The sequence below is a fragment of the Pseudomonas sp. p1(2021b) genome (assembly GCF_020151015.1).
Lineage (GTDB): Bacteria > Pseudomonadota > Gammaproteobacteria > Pseudomonadales > Pseudomonadaceae > Aquipseudomonas > Aquipseudomonas putida_K.
Map to the genome: position 1 here is coordinate 602,782 of NZ_CP083746.1, position 15,134 is coordinate 617,915.

The following is a 15,134-nucleotide window of genomic DNA, read 5'->3' on the forward strand; positions in this document are numbered from 1 at the left end:
TCAGGCAGTTAAAGGCCTGTAGCGGCTTTCTCGCAGGTTATCCACAGGCGGTTCCACAGTCATTGTGAACAACCGAGCACCCGCGCCGCGCTGTGGTGAAGGATGCCATGACGTTTGGCCAAGGCTTGGCGATCCTTGCTGTAGCCACCCCCGATCACCCCGGCCACGGGGATGTCGCGGCCAAGGCAATGGCGCATGACCTGCTCGTCGCGGGCGGCCAGGCCAGCGTCGGTCAGCTGCAGGTACCCTAGGGCGTCGTCCTTGTGCACGTCCACGCCGGCGTCGTAGAGCACCAGGTCAGGCTGGTACAGCGGCAGCAGGTAGTTCAGGGCGTCGTCCACCACCTTCAGGTAGGCGTTGTCGCCCATGCCCCGGGGCAGGGGAATGGCCCAATCGCTCTGGGCCTTGCGTGCGGGGAAGTTCTGCTCGCAGTGCAGCGACACGGTGATGGCCTCGGGCGTGTCGTGGAGGATGCGTGCGGTGCCGTCGCCCTGATGGACGTCGCAGTCGAAGATCAGCACCCGGTGCACGCGACCCGCTTCCAATAGGTAGCGGCTGATCACCGCCAGGTCGTTGAAGATGCAGAACCCGGCCGGGTGATCGTAATGAGCGTGGTGGGTGCCGCCGGCCAGGTGGCAGGCGATGCCCTGTTCCAAGGCCATCTCGGCGGTCAGCAGCGAACCGCCCACGGCACGTACGGTGCGCCGCGCCAACGCCTCGCTCCAGGGCAGGCCGAGGCGGCGTTGATCTTCGCGGGACAGCTCGCCGCTCATGTAGCGCTCGATGTAGCCACGGTCATGGGCCAGGGCGAGGATGTCGTTGGGGCAGATCTGCGGACGCAAAAGCTCGGTGTCCAAGGCCAGGCCGCTGTCGACCAGGTGGTCGCGCAGCAGGCGGAACTTGTCCATGGGGAAACGGTGTTCGGGTGGGAACTCCGGGCTGTAGTCGTCGTGGTAGATCAGCGGCAACGGCATGGTGGTTTCGCGTCGAGGGGCAAGCGCTGATCTTGCCAGCAGTGACGAGGCGATGCCACCGAGGCCTCTATTGCTCGGTGGTGGCCAGTACCCGCTGCCAGTCGGGCGCGTTCAGGCGGCCGAGGATACGTGCCTTGCCATCGCTGCCCACCGAGACGAACAGCGCGCTGGCGTAACCGCTTTCCCGTTCACCGCCCGGTACGTGCAAGGTGCGCTGGAAGTGGTCGATGCACCCGTTGTGGGTCACCAACACCAGGTTATGGCCTGGGCGTTTGTGGGCTATGGCTTCTTCGGAAAAGCCACTGTCGCAGTTTTCCAGCCAGCTCGCGGTGGGTATGGCCTGGCCGAGAATGAAATGGGCGGTCTGCCGGGTGCGCAGCTTGGGGCTGCTGTAGAGGTCGGCGCTGTTCAGGCCGAGGCTCTTCAGGCCTTGGCCGACCCGGCTTGCGGCCTGGCTGCCGGCCATGGTGATGCCGGTGGGGTCATCCAGGCAGGGGCCTGGGGCGCTGTCGCAGCGTTCGGCATGGCGGATCATGACGATTACCGCGCCCTCTGCCCAATCCTGCAGCAGGCCGCTGTCGCTCAGCTGTTGTTCGGTGGCAAGGTCCACGATGTGTGCCCTCGTCGATAGCCAGGTGGTCAGCGCGGCCAGCACCAGGCAGGCGGCTGCAACCAGCGCCTTGCAGGAAAGCTGGCGTCGCTTGGGCGGTATGTGAACGGCGGGGTTTTCCAGGGTATTGCTCGACTGCATGCTGCACTCCGTGGCCGATGACGCGGGCAGGCCGCGATCTGTGCGGGCATTGTGCGAAGTGTGCTGTCGGGGCGTGGTGAAGCGGGCGTGAAAATTACATTCACGAACCCGGGGCTGGGTGAAGGCCCGGCCTGCGCCTACGCTGTAGAATGCATGACTGCGAATTCGGAGCGGCTTTGATGACTCCCATCCTCGAGCTGGAAAGCGCACGCCTGATCCTGCGCCAGTGGCAGGACGACGACCTGCGCGAGTTCGCCGCGCTCTGCGCCGACCCTCAGGTGATGCGCTACTTCCCGGCGCCGATGACGCGCCTGGAGGCGGCAGCGCTGATCGGGCGCATCCGTGGGCATTTCAATGAGTACGGCTTCGGGCTGTGGGCACTGGAGCGCAAGGACAGCGGTGCGTTCATCGGCATGACCGGCCTGCTCAATGTCAATTTCGATGCCCCCTTCGCCCCGGCCGTGGAGATCGGCTGGCGGCTGGCCCGGCGCCATTGGGGGCTTGGCTTCGCCAGCGAGGCGGCCTGGACCTGCCTGCGTTGTGCTTTCGCCCAATTGCGCCTGGACGAGGTGGTGTCGTTCACTGCCGAGGGCAACCTGCCGTCGCAGAAGGTCATGCAGGCCATCGGCATGGTCCAGGACCTCGCCGGTAGTTTCGAACACCCCCGCCTGGCTGTCGGCCACCCCTTGCGCCCCCACGTGCTGTACCGCATCGACCGGGCACGCTGGCAAGAAACCCTGCGTGGCTGAATGGCAGCTTATGCAGGGCGTCAATGACAAACCCTGTATCATTTGCTGCATAACTGCGCCGTAGAGCCGTGATGCCTTGCTAGGAGAACCCCATGAGCCATGTATTGGACGACCTGGTCGACCTGTTGAGCCTTGAATCCATCGAAGAGAACCTGTTCCGTGGGCGCAGCCAGGACCTGGGTTTCCGCCAACTGTACGGCGGCCAGGTGTTGGGCCAGTCGCTGTCGGCCGCGAGCCAGACGGTCGAGGAGGCGCGCCATGTGCACTCGCTGCACGGCTACTTCCTGCGCCCAGGCGATGCCAGCATGCCGGTGGTGTACTCGGTGGACCGCGTGCGTGACGGTGGCAGCTTCAGCACCCGGCGGGTGACGGCGATCCAGAAGGGCCATGCCATCTTCACCTGCAGCGCGTCGTTCCAGTACGACGAGGGCGGCTTCGAGCACCAGGTGCAGATGCCTGACGTGGTCGGCCCGGAAAACCTGCCCACCGAGGTCGAACTGGCCAGCGCCATGGCCGAGCAGTTGCCCGAGCGCATTCGTGACAAGGTGCTGTGCGCCAAGCCGATCGAGATCCGCCCGGTCACCGAGCGCGACCCGTTCAATCCCAAGCCGGGCGAGCCAATCAAGTACGCCTGGTTCCGCGCCGACGGCAAGCTGCCGGACATGCCGGCCCTGCACAAGTACCTGCTGGCCTACGCCTCGGATTTCGGCCTGTTGACCACCTCGCTGCTGCCCCATGGCAAGTCGGTGTGGCAGAAGGACATGCAGATCGCCAGCCTCGACCACGCGTTGTGGTTCCATCGCGACCTGCGCGCCGATGAGTGGCTGCTGTATGCCACCGACAGCCCCTGGGCTGGCAACGCGCGCGGGTTCAACCGCGGCAGCATCTTCAACCGCGCCGGCCAACTGGTGGCATCGTCGTGCCAGGAAGGCCTGATCCGCCATCGCGAGGACTGGGCGTGAGCCTTGGCGCCGTTCGTCATTGGGTGTTCGACATGGACGGCACCCTGACGGTGGCCGTGCATGATTTCGCCGCCATCCGCGAGGCCTTGGGCATTCCACCGGAGCACGACATCCTCACCCACCTGGCGGCCTTGCCGGTGGAGGAGGCGGCCGCCAAGCACGCCTGGCTGCTGGAGCATGAACGGGACCTGGCGATCGCCTCGCGCCCGGCGGCTGGCGCCGTCGAGCTGGTGCGTGAACTGGCCGGGCGCGGCTGCCAGCTGGGGATCCTCACCCGTAACGCCCGGGAGCTGGCCCATGTGACGCTGGAGGCCATCGGCCTGGCGGACTGCTTCCCGGTCGAGCATATCCTCGGCCGCGACGAAGCCGCGCCCAAACCCAACCCCGACGGCCTGCTGAAGATCGCCGGCGCCTGGGGCGTGTCACCGAGCGAGCTGGTGATGGTCGGTGACTACCGTTTCGACCTGGATTGCGGCCGCGCCGCTGGCGCGCGCACGGTCTTGGTCAACCTGCCGGAAAACCCCTGGCCGGAGCTTGCCGACTGGCATGCCGCGGATTGCCATGCGCTGCGGGGGTTGCTGAGCTGACCGCCATGCAGCCACAGGCTAAGCTGCACTGCAGTTTTCGACTTACCGAGGAGACCCAGCCATGAGCAGCAAAGCGATCTACGTCCTACCCGGTGGCGGTTATGACAAAGTCCAGGTCGGCACCTGCGAGGCGCCCGCGCCCCAGGCTGGCGAGATCACCGTGCGCCTGCACGCAAGCTCCCTCAACTACCATGACTTCGCGGTGGTCAGCGGCATGTGGGGCCCGAGTGAGCGGCGCATCCCCATGGCCGACGGTGCGGGTGAGGTGGTTGCCGTGGGCCCGGGCGTCAGCGAATTCAAGGTCGGGGATTCGGTGGTGAGCACGTTCTTCCCGGGCTGGCTCGACGGCCAGGCGAACGTGGAAGGTTTCGCCAGCGTGCCAGGTGATGGCATCGATGGCTATGCCCGCGAGCAGGTCACCGCCCGCGCCACCGCCTTCACCCTGGCGCCCCAGGGCTACAGCCATGCCGAGGCAGCGACCCTGACCACCGCCGGCCTGACCGCCTGGCGTGCGCTGATGAGCGACGACCACCTCAAGCCAGGCGATACGGTACTGGTGCAGGGCACCGGCGGGGTGTCGATCTTCGCCCTGCAGTTCGCCAAGCTGGCCGGCGCCACGGTGATCGCCACCTCCTCCAGCGATGCCAAGCTCGAGCGCCTCAAGGCGCTGGGCGCCGACCACCTGATCAACTACCGCAGCACCCCGGCGTGGGGCGAAAAAGTGCGCGAGCTCACCGGCAACCGTGGCGTGGACCACGTGATCGAGGTGGGTGGCCCGGCGACCCTGGAGCAATCGATGATCGCTGCACGTATCGGCGGGCATGTCTCGCTGATTGGCATCCTCACCGGCGTTGCCGGGCAACTGCCGCTGGTCCAGGCGCTGGTCAGGCAGATTCGCCTGCAGGGTGTGCTGGTAGGCAGCCGCGCCCAGCAGCAGGCGATGATCCGCGCGATCGATGCCAATGGCCTGCGGCCGGTGGTCGACAAGCACTTCGAGCTCGAGCAGATCGTCGAGGCCTTCCGCTACCAGGAAAGCAATCGCCATTTCGGCAAGATCTGCCTGACCTATTGAGGCAGCCAAATGGGGGCTGCTGCGCAGCCCTTTCGCGGCACAAGGCCGCTCCTACAGGACGCGCGTCCCCCCCTGTAGGAGCGGCCTTGTGCCGCGAAAAGGGCGCGTAGCGCCCTCGGTCCCATTCCGCTGGAACGCCCGTCCCAGAGCACCCCTAGTGGCCATTTGATAAATGTGACCCGCCTGGCAAAGCCGTGTCGCGATCGAACAGTTGCGAGACGTTTTCGAGTATTTTGCCCTCGCCCACCCCGGCTTAAAGTGGACCCCGCATTTTGTCGGTGCATCGCCCTGAGCGTGAGAAGGTCAACAACAGAGCGTGAGTGGTGTACCTGGTTACCGTTCTTTCAAAGGAGAAGCTTTTCGCCTACGTCTGCCCGTCTTTCCTTGTGTCAGCAAAAAGAGAACAAGACCAATGAACACCGTGGGATCTGATGGCAACCTTGCACAAGGTTTCAAGCCACGTCATGTAACGATGTTGTCCATCGCGGGCATCATCGGCGCCGGACTTTTCGTAGGTTCCGGGCACGCCATCGCGGCGGCCGGGCCAGCTACCATTCTTTCTTACTTCGTGGCCGGGACCCTGGTGGTACTGGTCATGCGCATGCTCGGTGAGATGGCCGTCGCCCATCCCGACACCGGCTCCTTCTCCACCTACGCTGAACAAGCCATCGGCCGCTGGGCCGGCTACACCATCGGATGGTTGTACTGGTGGTTCTGGGTATTGGTGATCCCTATCGAAGCCTTGGCCGCAGGCCACGTGCTCAACGCCTGGTTCCCCCAGGTGGACAGCTGGATCTTCGCTCTGCTCTCGGTCGTGCTGCTCGCGGGCACCAACCTGTTCAGCGTGGCCAAGTACGGCGAATTCGAATTCTGGTTCGCGATCCTCAAGGTCACGGCGATCCTCGGCTTCATCGGCCTGGGCTTCGCGGCCCTGATGGGCTGGCTGCCGAACCGCGAGGTCAGCGGCCTGAGCACCCTGATGGCCGAGCATGGCGGCTTCACGCCCAAAGGCTGGTCTGCCGTGGTCGGCGCCTTCATCACGGTGATGTTCAGCTTCATCGGCACCGAAGCGGTGACCATCGCCGCAGCCGAGTCCAGCGACCCGTCGCGCAACATCGCCAAGGCCACCCGTTCGGTGATCTGGCGTATCAGCACGTTCTATATCCTGTCGATCTTCGTGATCATCTCCATCGTGCCGTGGAACGACCCGCAACTGGCAGTGGTTGGCTCCTACCAGCGCGCCCTGGAAATCATGAACATCCCCAACGCCGCGTTCATGGTCGACCTGGTGGTGCTGGTGGCCGTGACCAGCTGCATGAACTCGTCGATCTACATCGCCTCGCGGATGATGTACTCCCTCGCCAAGCGCGGCGACGCCCCGGCCGTCCTGAACCACACCAACAAAGCCGGCGTACCCTACGCCGCCGTGTTCGGCAGCACCCTGATCGGTGCGGGCATCGCCATCCTCAACTACTTCGCGCCCAAGGGCGTGTTCGAGTTCCTGCTGGCAAGCTCCGGTGCCATTGCCTTGCTGGTGTACATGGCCATCGCCATTTCCCAGCTGCGCATGCGCCGCCGCCTGGAGCGCGAAAGCACTGAGCTGAAGTTCCGTATGTGGTTGTTCCCGTACCTGACCTGGGCGGTGATCATCTTCATCGCTGGCGCCTTGGGGGTGATGATGTTCACCGAGGAGCATCGTGCGGAGGTGACTTCGACCCTGGGCTTGGCGTTGGTGATTTCCTTCCTGGGGATCATCACCAGCCGTGGGCAGGCGCGGGCGGCGGCGATGGCTCGCTCGGTGGGCTGACAGTCGGTCGATTCTGGGTAAAGGAAAAGGCATCTGGTGACAGGTGCCTTTTTTCGTTTTGGGCGAGGTGTTTCGGTGTGAGGCACTCGGGGGTTATCTGTCGCAACTGTGGCAACGACCTGGTAGTGGGCACTGGTGCGGCAGCGGTCTACAGAGTGGCTCCTTGCGAAAGGGGGATTGTATGCTTTGAAGGAGATCATACAGCCCTGAAGCATTGCACCTGTGGCAAGACCACGCTTCGCCTTCCAGGAACCGATTAGAGGCCTGTTATGACCGATGACAGCAACGATGACCGTCCACTCTACCAAGCGGCCTGCCATTGCGGGACTGTCCGCTTTTCTGTACGCCTGACCGATGGTTTGCGTACCGCGCGCAGGTGTAACTGCTCGCTCTGCCGTATGCGTGGTGCTGTAGCGGTATCGGCCAATCTGAACGACCTCACGGTCACCCAGGGGGAAGAGGCGCTCACCCTCTATCAGTTCAACACACGTGAAGCAAAGCATTACTTTTGCTCAAAGTGCGGTATCTACACGTTCCACCAACGCCGTTCTGCGCCGGACCAATACGGCGTCAACGTGGCGTGTATCGAGGGAATGAGCCCGTTCGACTTCCCGGAAGTGCCCGTCAATGAGGGCCGGAGTCATCCCAAAGACCGCGTAGGGGGCGGCTCAGGCATTGCCGGGTGGCTGCGTTACACGCGCCATCCTGAGTGACTTGATGGCCCCGAAAGGTCACTCACAACAGGGCCTGCGACGGCGCAAGTTTTCGGATGTGTTTTCGCCCCAGCGGACGATACTTCTTTATACGCAGGCGTGTTCCTGGTGCGCACGCGGCTAGGAGGTGTCCGATGGACAAACTGACAATCGTGGGTGCCGGGCTGGTCGGCGAGGCGGCAGCGCAAATCATCGCTCGGGATGAGTTATGCCGTGAGCTGGTGTTGATGGACGTTCAGGGTGAGCTGGCGCAGGGTAAGGCGCTGGATGTGTGGCAGGCTGCTGTAGAGTCCGGGTCTGATACCCGTGTCTACGGCGGGGCCAAAGCCGAGATGCTGAATGGCTCCGAACTGGTGGTCATCACTGCAGGCGTTCCGCGCAAGCCAGGCCAGTCGCGTCAGGATGTGCTGAGTACCAACTTGCCCATCCTCGACAGCATCATGGCCGATATCCAACAGCATGCACCTACGGCAACGGTGTTGGTGGTGTCCAACCCAGTCGACGTGCTCACCTACCGCGCCTGGAGTATCAGCGGCCTGGGTCGCGACAAGGTGTTCGGGCAGGCCGGCGTGTTGGACACTGCCCGCATGAAGTGTTTCATCGCCGAGCAAACCGGGTTTTCTGCCCGGGACATCACGGCGCTGGTGTTGGGCGGGCATGGTGACAGCATGGTGCCGCTGATGCGCTACTGCCAGATCGGCTCGGTGCCGTTGTCGCACTTCTTGAGCAATGAGCAGATCGAGCAAATTGTCGAGCGTACGCGTAAAGGCGGTGGTGAGATCCTCGGCCTGAAGAAACTGGGCAGCGCCTGCGATGCGCCGGGTGTGGCCATTGCCCAGATGGTCGATGCGATCGCCAATGGACGAAACCGCATTTTACCGGCGGTGGCCATTTTGCAGGGCGAATACGGGCGTCACGACATCGCCATGGGCGTGCCTTGTGTATTGGCAGAGCAGGGACTGGCGCGGGTGATCGAGTTGCCGCTGGCTGTGCAGGAGCAGGCGATGTTTGACCACTCTGCAGATCAGGTGGCGCGGGATATTGCTGAGATGAAGGCGTTGTGAGCAGGGTAGGGGTTGGGCGTTGACGAATAAGATCCGGGCAGAAATGGGTACGGGGAGTGAGTCAATGTAACAGCCGGGGTGTTGTTCGATGTCTGGGTAATGGCTGCTGCCGCTGCCAGCCTGCGGATGTTTTCAGGCAAGGCCAGTGCCAGCGGCAATACCGCCCGGGAGTTGCGCGTGGAGGCGCTGAAGATTTACCGCGCGTGGTTCGCTGGGCTGTAGGCGCCGCGGGCGCGCTGAGAGCAAACCGAGCCGCGGTGCCACGGGTCAGAATCCAGCTGATTGCCGTGCTCGCGCTCTTCGTGCAGCTTCTGGGGGTTGCTCAGGGTACGCTCGTTGGAAGGGGGGGTTATGCTAGGCACCTGATGATGCCCCACGGGAATGTAAAACGTCAGTGGTATACCGGTAAAAAATGCTAGTTCTGGATAGTGCAAATTCCCAAAGAAGAGACGTCCGTGGACGTTTTTAATGGCCGGGGTAATCTGAAATGATTTTATATACTATTGATTTGTAAGGAACGGCGTTTTTCAAGGTAGTTTTCGCGTCAACTATCCCCCGGCGGCCCTGCAAAAGCTGCAGCCCCTGCGATGTTGACCGGGAGTAATCGGAGTAGACCACAATATTGATTTATGACGGGGTAGTCCAAAACTAATTTTGCTGCCAGTGAGTGGCTGCCCTTGGCCGCTTGTCGCCCGTTACGACCGAACGATTTGGGGCGACTGCAGCCGATGAAGGAAGCGCCATTTCGAGTGGTGACATACATATCCTTGCCATTGGCTAGATTCAGTAGAATACGGGCCTCGAAAAATCTATGAATAGTTACAAACAGTAACGCGTTGAATTACATTAAAAAAATCAATACTAACGGTTAGTAAGGGTCCGGAAGCATTGCAGTCGACGAGTGCGTATACCGATACAGCCATGGGCTAGGTGATTCCGCAGGCTGTGAGTGACGACGCCCCAAATCGTCAGCTCATCGTTCTCTAGGATGTAGCGTGGAGAGTAATTCGGGTTCTCCGACTGCAAAATGTACTGGCCCTGCTCCTTTGCCAGGCGCTTTACCAAGACATCACCGTTTAGGCAGGCAACGACCACATGGCCAGGTTTTGCCGTGATGGCGCGGCTGACGATCAGATGGTCACCATCGAATATGCCTGCACCTGTCATGCTGTCACCGCTCACGGCAACCACATAAGTGTGTGTGGCCTGCAGATCCAGCGCATCAAGCGAAAGCTTGTGCTCCATGTGGTCAAGCGCGGGGCTGGGAAAACCAGCCGGAACGCGTGCATCAAAGAGCGGGAGTGCTGTGCTGCTGAGCTGCAGCGGGCCGAGGATAAATGCAGTGCTCATAGCGGGATGCTCAATTACTGTGTCTATATACAGTAATCCGGCCTCCGCAATCCAAACAAGGTGCGTTCGTCGCCGGTGCCTAGGGTATGCACGAATTGTTTACAGGCGAAAAGTAGACAGATCGCGCTGTCGGGTCGATTTAGCTAGGTTGGTGGAAACCGACCAGGAGGATCTCCTATGAACTTGCTGCCAACCCTTAGCGATCTTTTGCCACTGGTGCTGCTGTTGCCTGCACTGCTCGGGCTGGCCAAGCTGGCCTGCGGTGGTACTACGGACTAAGAAATAGCCTCGCCTGGCAGCATCGACTCAAGCCGATGCGCTTGTTCCTTGTCAGTGATACAGCCAGGGCTGCAGCTCATCCAGGTTGGTTACGACGATCTGCTGAGCCGTTGCCTTGGCATGCACCTTGGTTGGGTCGATCTGATAGCGCTGCAACACGTACTGCACCAACGCGCCTCGGGTCTCGATCACCAGTTGTCCATCACGCATACCGTAGTCTGCTTCGATAATCGTTCGCTGCTCGGGTTTCAGGCGTGAGTCCGGCTCGATGATGACTTGCACCCGCGTGCTCCACCCAGGATCTTGTTCGCGGGTATTTTCGGTCTTGTCGTCCATCAACTCCGGCACACCGCGAAAGCGGCTGAGCACGAAGTCGCGATAATCCCTGTTCTTCTCGCAATACGCCCGCACATGCCAGCGCATACCTGTGTAGATCAGTGTGTGTGGGGCGATCAGGCGCGTTTCACCGTCCGGAGTTGTGAAAGACACGTACTCACATTCCAGCCGCAGCCCTTCGCGGCAGGCGCGCAGAAGCGGGCGCAGCAGCTCCGGCCGCACCGAGCGATCCGGCACCAGCAGCACCTCGGTGTGCGCATAGGCCAATGCCAGTCCTTCGATGTGTGGTGCACGGTCATGGTTCTGGTTGAGTAGGTGCAAATAGGCGCTGGCACTGTCATCTATAAACAGCGGTCTGAAGTGGCTGCTCGGCACATACCCCTTCAGATGCTTGTCGTATTCCAGGTTCTTCGGCGCGTAGTCGGTGATGTAGGAATTGATGTCCTTCGATGCTTGCTGCCGGCTGATACCGAAGCTCTGCATCAGGTGCCCGGTGGTTAAACGTCCTTCCCACCACACCACCGTCTCGATCAGGCGATAGCGCAGCGCCAGATCCCAGCGTACGGACTCGATTTCCTGTTTGCGTTTCATGGTCTCTCCATCTGCACGAAAACTTTACCTGTACGGGCAAACACTCTAGATACGTCGTTTAAAGCTACATATCGTGGCGCTGTCATTCAAGCTCGCCGTAACACGGCGGGCCAGCAAGGGAGAGCGAAGCGTGTTTGGACTTGGGGTGTCGTGGCTCGTCGTAGGTGTTTGCTTAGTAATTGTCCAAGGTGCCGGAGCTGCGCTGTACTGGCAGATTCTTAAGCAGCGCGAAGCACGTGCCAACTTGCATGCCTCACAGACCAAGCTGGAGTACCTTCAGATGCGGGTGCATCAGCAAGAGGACGAAATACTTGAGCTGACGGCCGGCCTGCGAGCCGAAAGGGCGCATGTCGAGCAGTTGAAGCGTCAGCTTGAGTTTGCTCAGGGGCAAGCTACGCAGATGCGGCACGACAGCTGATGATCTACAGGTAGCGTTGATTTACCGGAAGCAATGGATATTGAGTCGCAGCGGAGCACATTAGGATGAATAAGCCAGCATCGGTACAGGCCCTAGAAGAGCTGGGGCGCGTCCGGCTATCCAAGCACTTTTTCATGCGGGATTTCCTCTACTCGGAAATCAGCCAGATCGAGGGCATCCCCAACATTCCGGATTATCCTGATCGCGCCATTGAAGCCGGGCGAGGGCTTTGCGAACAGCTGTTGGAGCCACTTCAGGAGCGCTTTGGGCGGATCGTCATTCGCTCGGCTTACAGGGCTCCGGCAGTCAACGCTAAAGGGGCCGAGAACAACAACCAGTACAGCTGTGCCGCCAACGAAAAAAACTACGCGGAGCACATATGGGATTATCCGGACCCTGAAGGGCATCTGGGCGCGACTGCCTGCATCGTGGTGCCGGCATTGCTGCCCTGGTATGAGGAGCGCAAGGACTGGACGCCGCTGGCCTGGTGGACTCACGACAACCTGCCGTATGCCAGCCAGTTCTGGTTTCCCAGACTTGCGGCATTTAACCTTCGGTGGAGCGCAAACCCGAACACGTTACCCAGCATCAGCACGTACGTTACCAACCCCCATACCGGGGACAAGAAAGCATTGGTAAAAGACGGGGTAGCCACACTCAGTCTGGATGAGCGCAAGGTGATCGTTCGCCCATGGTTGGAGAGCCTGGCATGAGCCGTGGCTCCAGTAAGCTGAAACATCGCGGATGCGGCGTGCCATCTTGCCGAGACGGAACCTCGCGTGAAGGAACAGCCTGCAGATGTGGTCTACAGGAGCATTCCCCGTCAGGGTGCCTGCGCGACAGATTGCATTAGGGGAACTGAGCATTTCAGCTGCTGCTGATGTGAGTCAGCTCAGTGGTTGGCATGTTGCTTTTAATCTTTACCCGGTAGTGGCAGATGGATATTGTGACGGGCATCGCACCAGGGCAGGCCGAAGTACCTCAGGGAAGGCCATTTATAGCGGTTGCATACGTTTTCAAGTCCTCCGGGGCCTATCACTGCCATCTGGTTCGATCACCTGATGCTCATGATTTGAGCATGCGCATTGGTTTCGTTTAAGGCCGGAGCATGGACAAGAAATCGCTTTCCGAGCGTGATATCTGCAGCAAATTCATTTCACCAGCTATTGGCAACGCTGGCTGGGATTTGCATAAGCAGGTACGTGAGGAAGTCAGCTTCACCAAGGGACGCATTATCGTGCGCGGCAAAATGCACAGCCGTGGCGAGTCGCGCCGAGCTGACTACATTCTCTATCACCAGCAGAACCTGCCCATTGCCGTGATCGAGGCGAAGGATAACAAGCACTCGCTCGGCTCCGGCATGCAACAGGCCCTCGGCTATGCTGAGGCGCTCGACGTGCCGTTCGTGTTTTCCAGCAATGGCGATGGCTTTCTGTTCCATGATCGCAGCGGCACCGGCGCGCAGGTTGAAACCGAGCTAGGGCTCGACCAGTTTCCCAGCCCGGACGAGCTCTGGCAGCGGTATTGCCAATGGAAAGGCCTGGATGGCGCCGCTCGGCAAAAGATCGAAGCGCCATACTACGACGACGGCTCCGGGCGCATGCCGCGCTACTACCAGATGAATGCCATCAACCGCACGGTTGAGGCCGTAGCGCGTGGTCAGGATCGCGTTCTGCTGGTGATGGCCACCGGCACCGGCAAGACCTACACCGCGTTTCAGATCATCTGGCGGCTGTGGAAGTCGAAGCAGAAGAAACGCATCCTCTTTCTTGCCGATCGCAATATTCTGGTCGACCAGACCAAGAACAACGACTTCAAGCCCTTCGGCCAGGCGATGACCAAGATCGCCAAGCGCCAGATCGAGAAATCCTACGAGATCTACCTGTCGCTTTACCAGGCAGTAACTGGCTCCGAAGAAGAAAAGAACGTCTACAAGCAGTTCTCCCCGGACTTCTTTGATCTGGTTGTGATCGACGAATGCCACCGTGGCAGCGCCGCGGAAGATTCCGCCTGGCGCGAGATCCTCGAGTACTTTTCCAGCGCCACTCACGTCGGCCTGACCGCCACGCCCAAGGAAACCAAGGACGTTTCCAGCATCACCTATTTTGGTGAGCCGGTGTACAGCTACACCTTGAAGCAAGGCATCGAGGACGGCTTCCTCGCCCCTTATAAAGTGGTGCGCATCGACTTCGACAAGGACCTGCAGGGCTGGCGCCCGCCCAAGGGCATGCTCGACAAGAACGGCGAGCTGATCGAAGACCGCATCTACGACCTCAAGGATATGGACCGCCATTTGGTCATCGAAGCGCGTACCCAGATGGTGGCGCAGAAGGTCACCGAGTTCCTCAAGGCCACCGACCCGTTTCAGAAGACCATCATTTTCTGCGATGACATCAACCACGCCGAGCGCATGCGCCAGGCCCTGGTCAACCTCAATCCTGAGCGCATCGCCGAGAATCGCAAGTACGTCATGCGCATCACCGGCGATGACCAGGAAGGCAAGGCCGAGCTGGACAACTTCATCAACCCGGAAGCGCGCTACCCGGTCATCGCCACCACCAGCAAGCTGATGACCACCGGCGTCGATGCGCAGACCTGCAAGCTCGTGGTGCTCGACCAGCACATCAAGTCGATGACCGAGTTCAAGCAGATCATCGGTCGTGGCACGCGCATCAACGAGGACTACGGCAAGTTCTGGTTCACCATCATGGACTTCAAAAAAGCCACCGAGCTGTTCGCCGATCCGGCATTCGATGGCGAACCCGTGGTGATCTTCAGCCCCGAAGGCGATGACTCGCCTGTGCCGCCAGATAGTCCTCTGGCGGATGAGGAAGGCATCGTCGACGGTGGCGATTGGCTGCCCGAGGGCGACGAAACCGATGGCGGCGAAGAGGGCAAAAAGCGCATCAAGTACGTGATCGACAACGTGCCGATCCACGTCATTGCCGAACGTGTGCAGTACTACGGCCCGGACGGCAAGCTGATCACCGAATCGCTGCGCGACTACACCCGCAGCTGCGTGAAAAAGCAGTTCGCGTCTCTGGATGACTTCCTGCGTCGTTGGACGGATGCCGAGCAGAAAAAGGCCATCATCGACGAGCTCGCCGCCCAAGGTGTGATGTGGGAAGCCCTGGACGAGGAAGTGCAGGCCAAGCGCGGCCAGCCGCTCGATCCTTTCGACCTGATCTGCCATATCGCCTTCGACCAGCCGCCGCTGACTCGCAGGGAGCGGGCCGAGCAGGTGAAAAAACGCAACTATTTCGCTAAATACTCCGGCGCCGCCCGGCAGGTGCTGGAGGCCTTGTTGGACAAATACGCCGACACCGGCATCGAGCATATTGAAGACATCAAGATTCTCCAGCTCGATCCTTTCAGCCAGATCGGTGCGCCGATTGAGTTGGTCAGGGCGTTTGGCGGTAAGCCTGGTTATCAGCAGGCGATTCAGGAGTTGGAGAGTGAGCTCTATGCATCCTGATAGGCG

General features: G+C 60.9%; 14 protein-coding genes and 1 pseudogene. 10 read left to right on the top strand and 5 right to left on the bottom strand.

Features of this window, described 5'->3' with window-relative positions; all coding sequences use genetic code 11:
* Positions 1–59: 59 nt before the first annotated feature.
* Together K8374_RS02795 and K8374_RS02800 are read right to left on the bottom strand one after the other, a co-directional pair.
* The gene (locus K8374_RS02795) at positions 60–974 is read right to left on the bottom strand and encodes a histone deacetylase (protein WP_224457843.1); all 915 of its coding nucleotides are present in this window, start codon (positions 972–974) and stop codon (positions 60–62) included.
* Between the two features lie 67 nt (positions 975–1,041).
* Positions 1,042–1,725: a histidine phosphatase family protein gene (locus K8374_RS02800; protein ID WP_224457844.1), complete on the bottom strand. Its 684-nt coding sequence runs from the start codon at positions 1,723–1,725 to the stop codon at positions 1,042–1,044.
* A 179-nt stretch (positions 1,726–1,904) separates the two neighbouring features.
* Here K8374_RS02800 and K8374_RS02805 point away from each other — a divergent pair, with 179 nt between their 5' ends.
* From K8374_RS02805 to K8374_RS02835, 7 genes are all read left to right on the top strand, one after another.
* Positions 1,905–2,474: a GNAT family N-acetyltransferase gene (locus K8374_RS02805; RefSeq protein ID WP_224457845.1), complete on the top strand. Its 570-nt coding sequence runs from the start codon at positions 1,905–1,907 to the stop codon at positions 2,472–2,474.
* Positions 2,475–2,566: 92 nt separating this feature from the next.
* Positions 2,567–3,436, top strand: coding sequence for an acyl-CoA thioesterase II (gene tesB / locus K8374_RS02810; protein WP_224457846.1), 870 nt, complete (start codon positions 2,567–2,569; stop codon positions 3,434–3,436).
* 32 nt (positions 3,437–3,468) lie between these two features.
* The gene (locus tag K8374_RS02815; protein WP_411969627.1) at positions 3,469–4,023 is read left to right on the top strand and encodes an HAD family hydrolase; all 555 of its coding nucleotides are present in this window, start codon (positions 3,469–3,471) and stop codon (positions 4,021–4,023) included.
* Positions 4,024–4,084: 61 nt separating this feature from the next.
* Positions 4,085–5,095, top strand: a complete 1,011-nt coding sequence (locus tag K8374_RS02820) for a zinc-dependent alcohol dehydrogenase family protein (protein WP_224457848.1) — start codon at positions 4,085–4,087, stop codon at positions 5,093–5,095.
* Between the two features lie 412 nt (positions 5,096–5,507).
* Positions 5,508–6,902 carry a GABA permease gene (gene gabP / locus K8374_RS02825; protein ID WP_224457849.1) on the top strand — a complete coding sequence of 465 codons (1,395 nt, stop codon included), beginning with the start codon at positions 5,508–5,510 and terminating at the stop codon, positions 6,900–6,902.
* Positions 6,903–7,171: 269 nt separating this feature from the next.
* A complete protein-coding gene (locus tag K8374_RS02830; RefSeq protein ID WP_224457850.1) occupies positions 7,172–7,615 on the top strand; it encodes a GFA family protein in 444 nt (147 codons plus the stop codon).
* A 134-nt stretch (positions 7,616–7,749) separates the two neighbouring features.
* Complete coding sequence (locus K8374_RS02835) at positions 7,750–8,679, top strand: malate dehydrogenase (RefSeq protein WP_224457851.1); 930 nt, start codon at positions 7,750–7,752, stop codon at positions 8,677–8,679.
* Here K8374_RS02835 and K8374_RS02840 read toward each other — a convergent pair.
* From K8374_RS02840 to K8374_RS02850, 3 genes and pseudogenes are all read right to left on the bottom strand, one after another.
* Positions 8,640–8,886: pseudogene (locus tag K8374_RS02840) on the bottom strand (hypothetical protein); the annotation flags it as partial. The gene K8374_RS02835 and the pseudogene K8374_RS02840 sit on opposite strands and share 40 nt — an antisense overlap.
* A 654-nt stretch (positions 8,887–9,540) precedes the next feature.
* Positions 9,541–10,029, bottom strand: a complete 489-nt coding sequence (locus K8374_RS02845) for a LexA family protein (protein WP_224457852.1) — start codon at positions 10,027–10,029, stop codon at positions 9,541–9,543.
* A gap of 330 nt (positions 10,030–10,359) precedes the next feature.
* On the bottom strand, positions 10,360–11,235 hold the full coding sequence (locus K8374_RS02850) for a WYL domain-containing protein (protein WP_224457853.1): 876 nt from the start codon (positions 11,233–11,235) through the stop codon (positions 10,360–10,362).
* 73 nt (positions 11,236–11,308) lie between these two features.
* Between K8374_RS02850 and K8374_RS02855 the strand changes: the two genes are divergently transcribed.
* The 3 genes from K8374_RS02855 (at position 11,309) to hsdR (ending at position 15,128) form a co-directional block, all read left to right on the top strand.
* Positions 11,309–11,653, top strand: coding sequence for a hypothetical protein (locus tag K8374_RS02855; protein WP_224457854.1), 345 nt, complete (start codon positions 11,309–11,311; stop codon positions 11,651–11,653).
* Between the two features lie 65 nt (positions 11,654–11,718).
* Positions 11,719–12,366, top strand: coding sequence for a peptidase M15 (locus K8374_RS02860; protein ID WP_224457855.1), 648 nt, complete (start codon positions 11,719–11,721; stop codon positions 12,364–12,366).
* A 395-nt stretch (positions 12,367–12,761) separates the two neighbouring features.
* On the top strand, positions 12,762–15,128 hold the full coding sequence (gene hsdR, locus K8374_RS02865) for an EcoAI/FtnUII family type I restriction enzme subunit R (RefSeq protein ID WP_224457856.1): 2,367 nt from the start codon (positions 12,762–12,764) through the stop codon (positions 15,126–15,128).
* Positions 15,129–15,134: the final 6 nt, after the last annotated feature.

Excerpts from the sequence above, each read along its gene's own strand:
- hsdR (WP_224457856.1), top strand. The coding sequence starts at position 12,762 with ATGGACAAGAAATCGCTTTCCGAGCGTGATATCTGCAGCAAATTCATT.
- K8374_RS02850 (WP_224457853.1), bottom strand. The coding sequence starts at position 11,235 with ATGAAACGCAAACAGGAAATCGAGTCCGTACGCTGGGATCTGGCGCTG.
- K8374_RS02845 (WP_224457852.1), bottom strand. The coding sequence starts at position 10,029 with ATGAGCACTGCATTTATCCTCGGCCCGCTGCAGCTCAGCAGCACAGCA.
- K8374_RS02830 (WP_224457850.1), top strand. The coding sequence starts at position 7,172 with ATGACCGATGACAGCAACGATGACCGTCCACTCTACCAAGCGGCCTGC.
- K8374_RS02860 (WP_224457855.1), top strand. The coding sequence starts at position 11,719 with ATGAATAAGCCAGCATCGGTACAGGCCCTAGAAGAGCTGGGGCGCGTC.
- K8374_RS02805 (WP_224457845.1), top strand. The coding sequence starts at position 1,905 with ATGACTCCCATCCTCGAGCTGGAAAGCGCACGCCTGATCCTGCGCCAG.
- K8374_RS02815 (WP_411969627.1), top strand. The coding sequence starts at position 3,469 with ATGGACGGCACCCTGACGGTGGCCGTGCATGATTTCGCCGCCATCCGC.
- gabP (WP_224457849.1), top strand. The coding sequence starts at position 5,508 with ATGAACACCGTGGGATCTGATGGCAACCTTGCACAAGGTTTCAAGCCA.
- K8374_RS02835 (WP_224457851.1), top strand. The coding sequence starts at position 7,750 with ATGGACAAACTGACAATCGTGGGTGCCGGGCTGGTCGGCGAGGCGGCA.
- K8374_RS02820 (WP_224457848.1), top strand. The coding sequence starts at position 4,085 with ATGAGCAGCAAAGCGATCTACGTCCTACCCGGTGGCGGTTATGACAAA.
- tesB (WP_224457846.1), top strand. The coding sequence starts at position 2,567 with ATGAGCCATGTATTGGACGACCTGGTCGACCTGTTGAGCCTTGAATCC.
- K8374_RS02795 (WP_224457843.1), bottom strand. The coding sequence starts at position 974 with ATGCCGTTGCCGCTGATCTACCACGACGACTACAGCCCGGAGTTCCCA.
- K8374_RS02800 (WP_224457844.1), bottom strand. The coding sequence starts at position 1,725 with ATGCAGTCGAGCAATACCCTGGAAAACCCCGCCGTTCACATACCGCCC.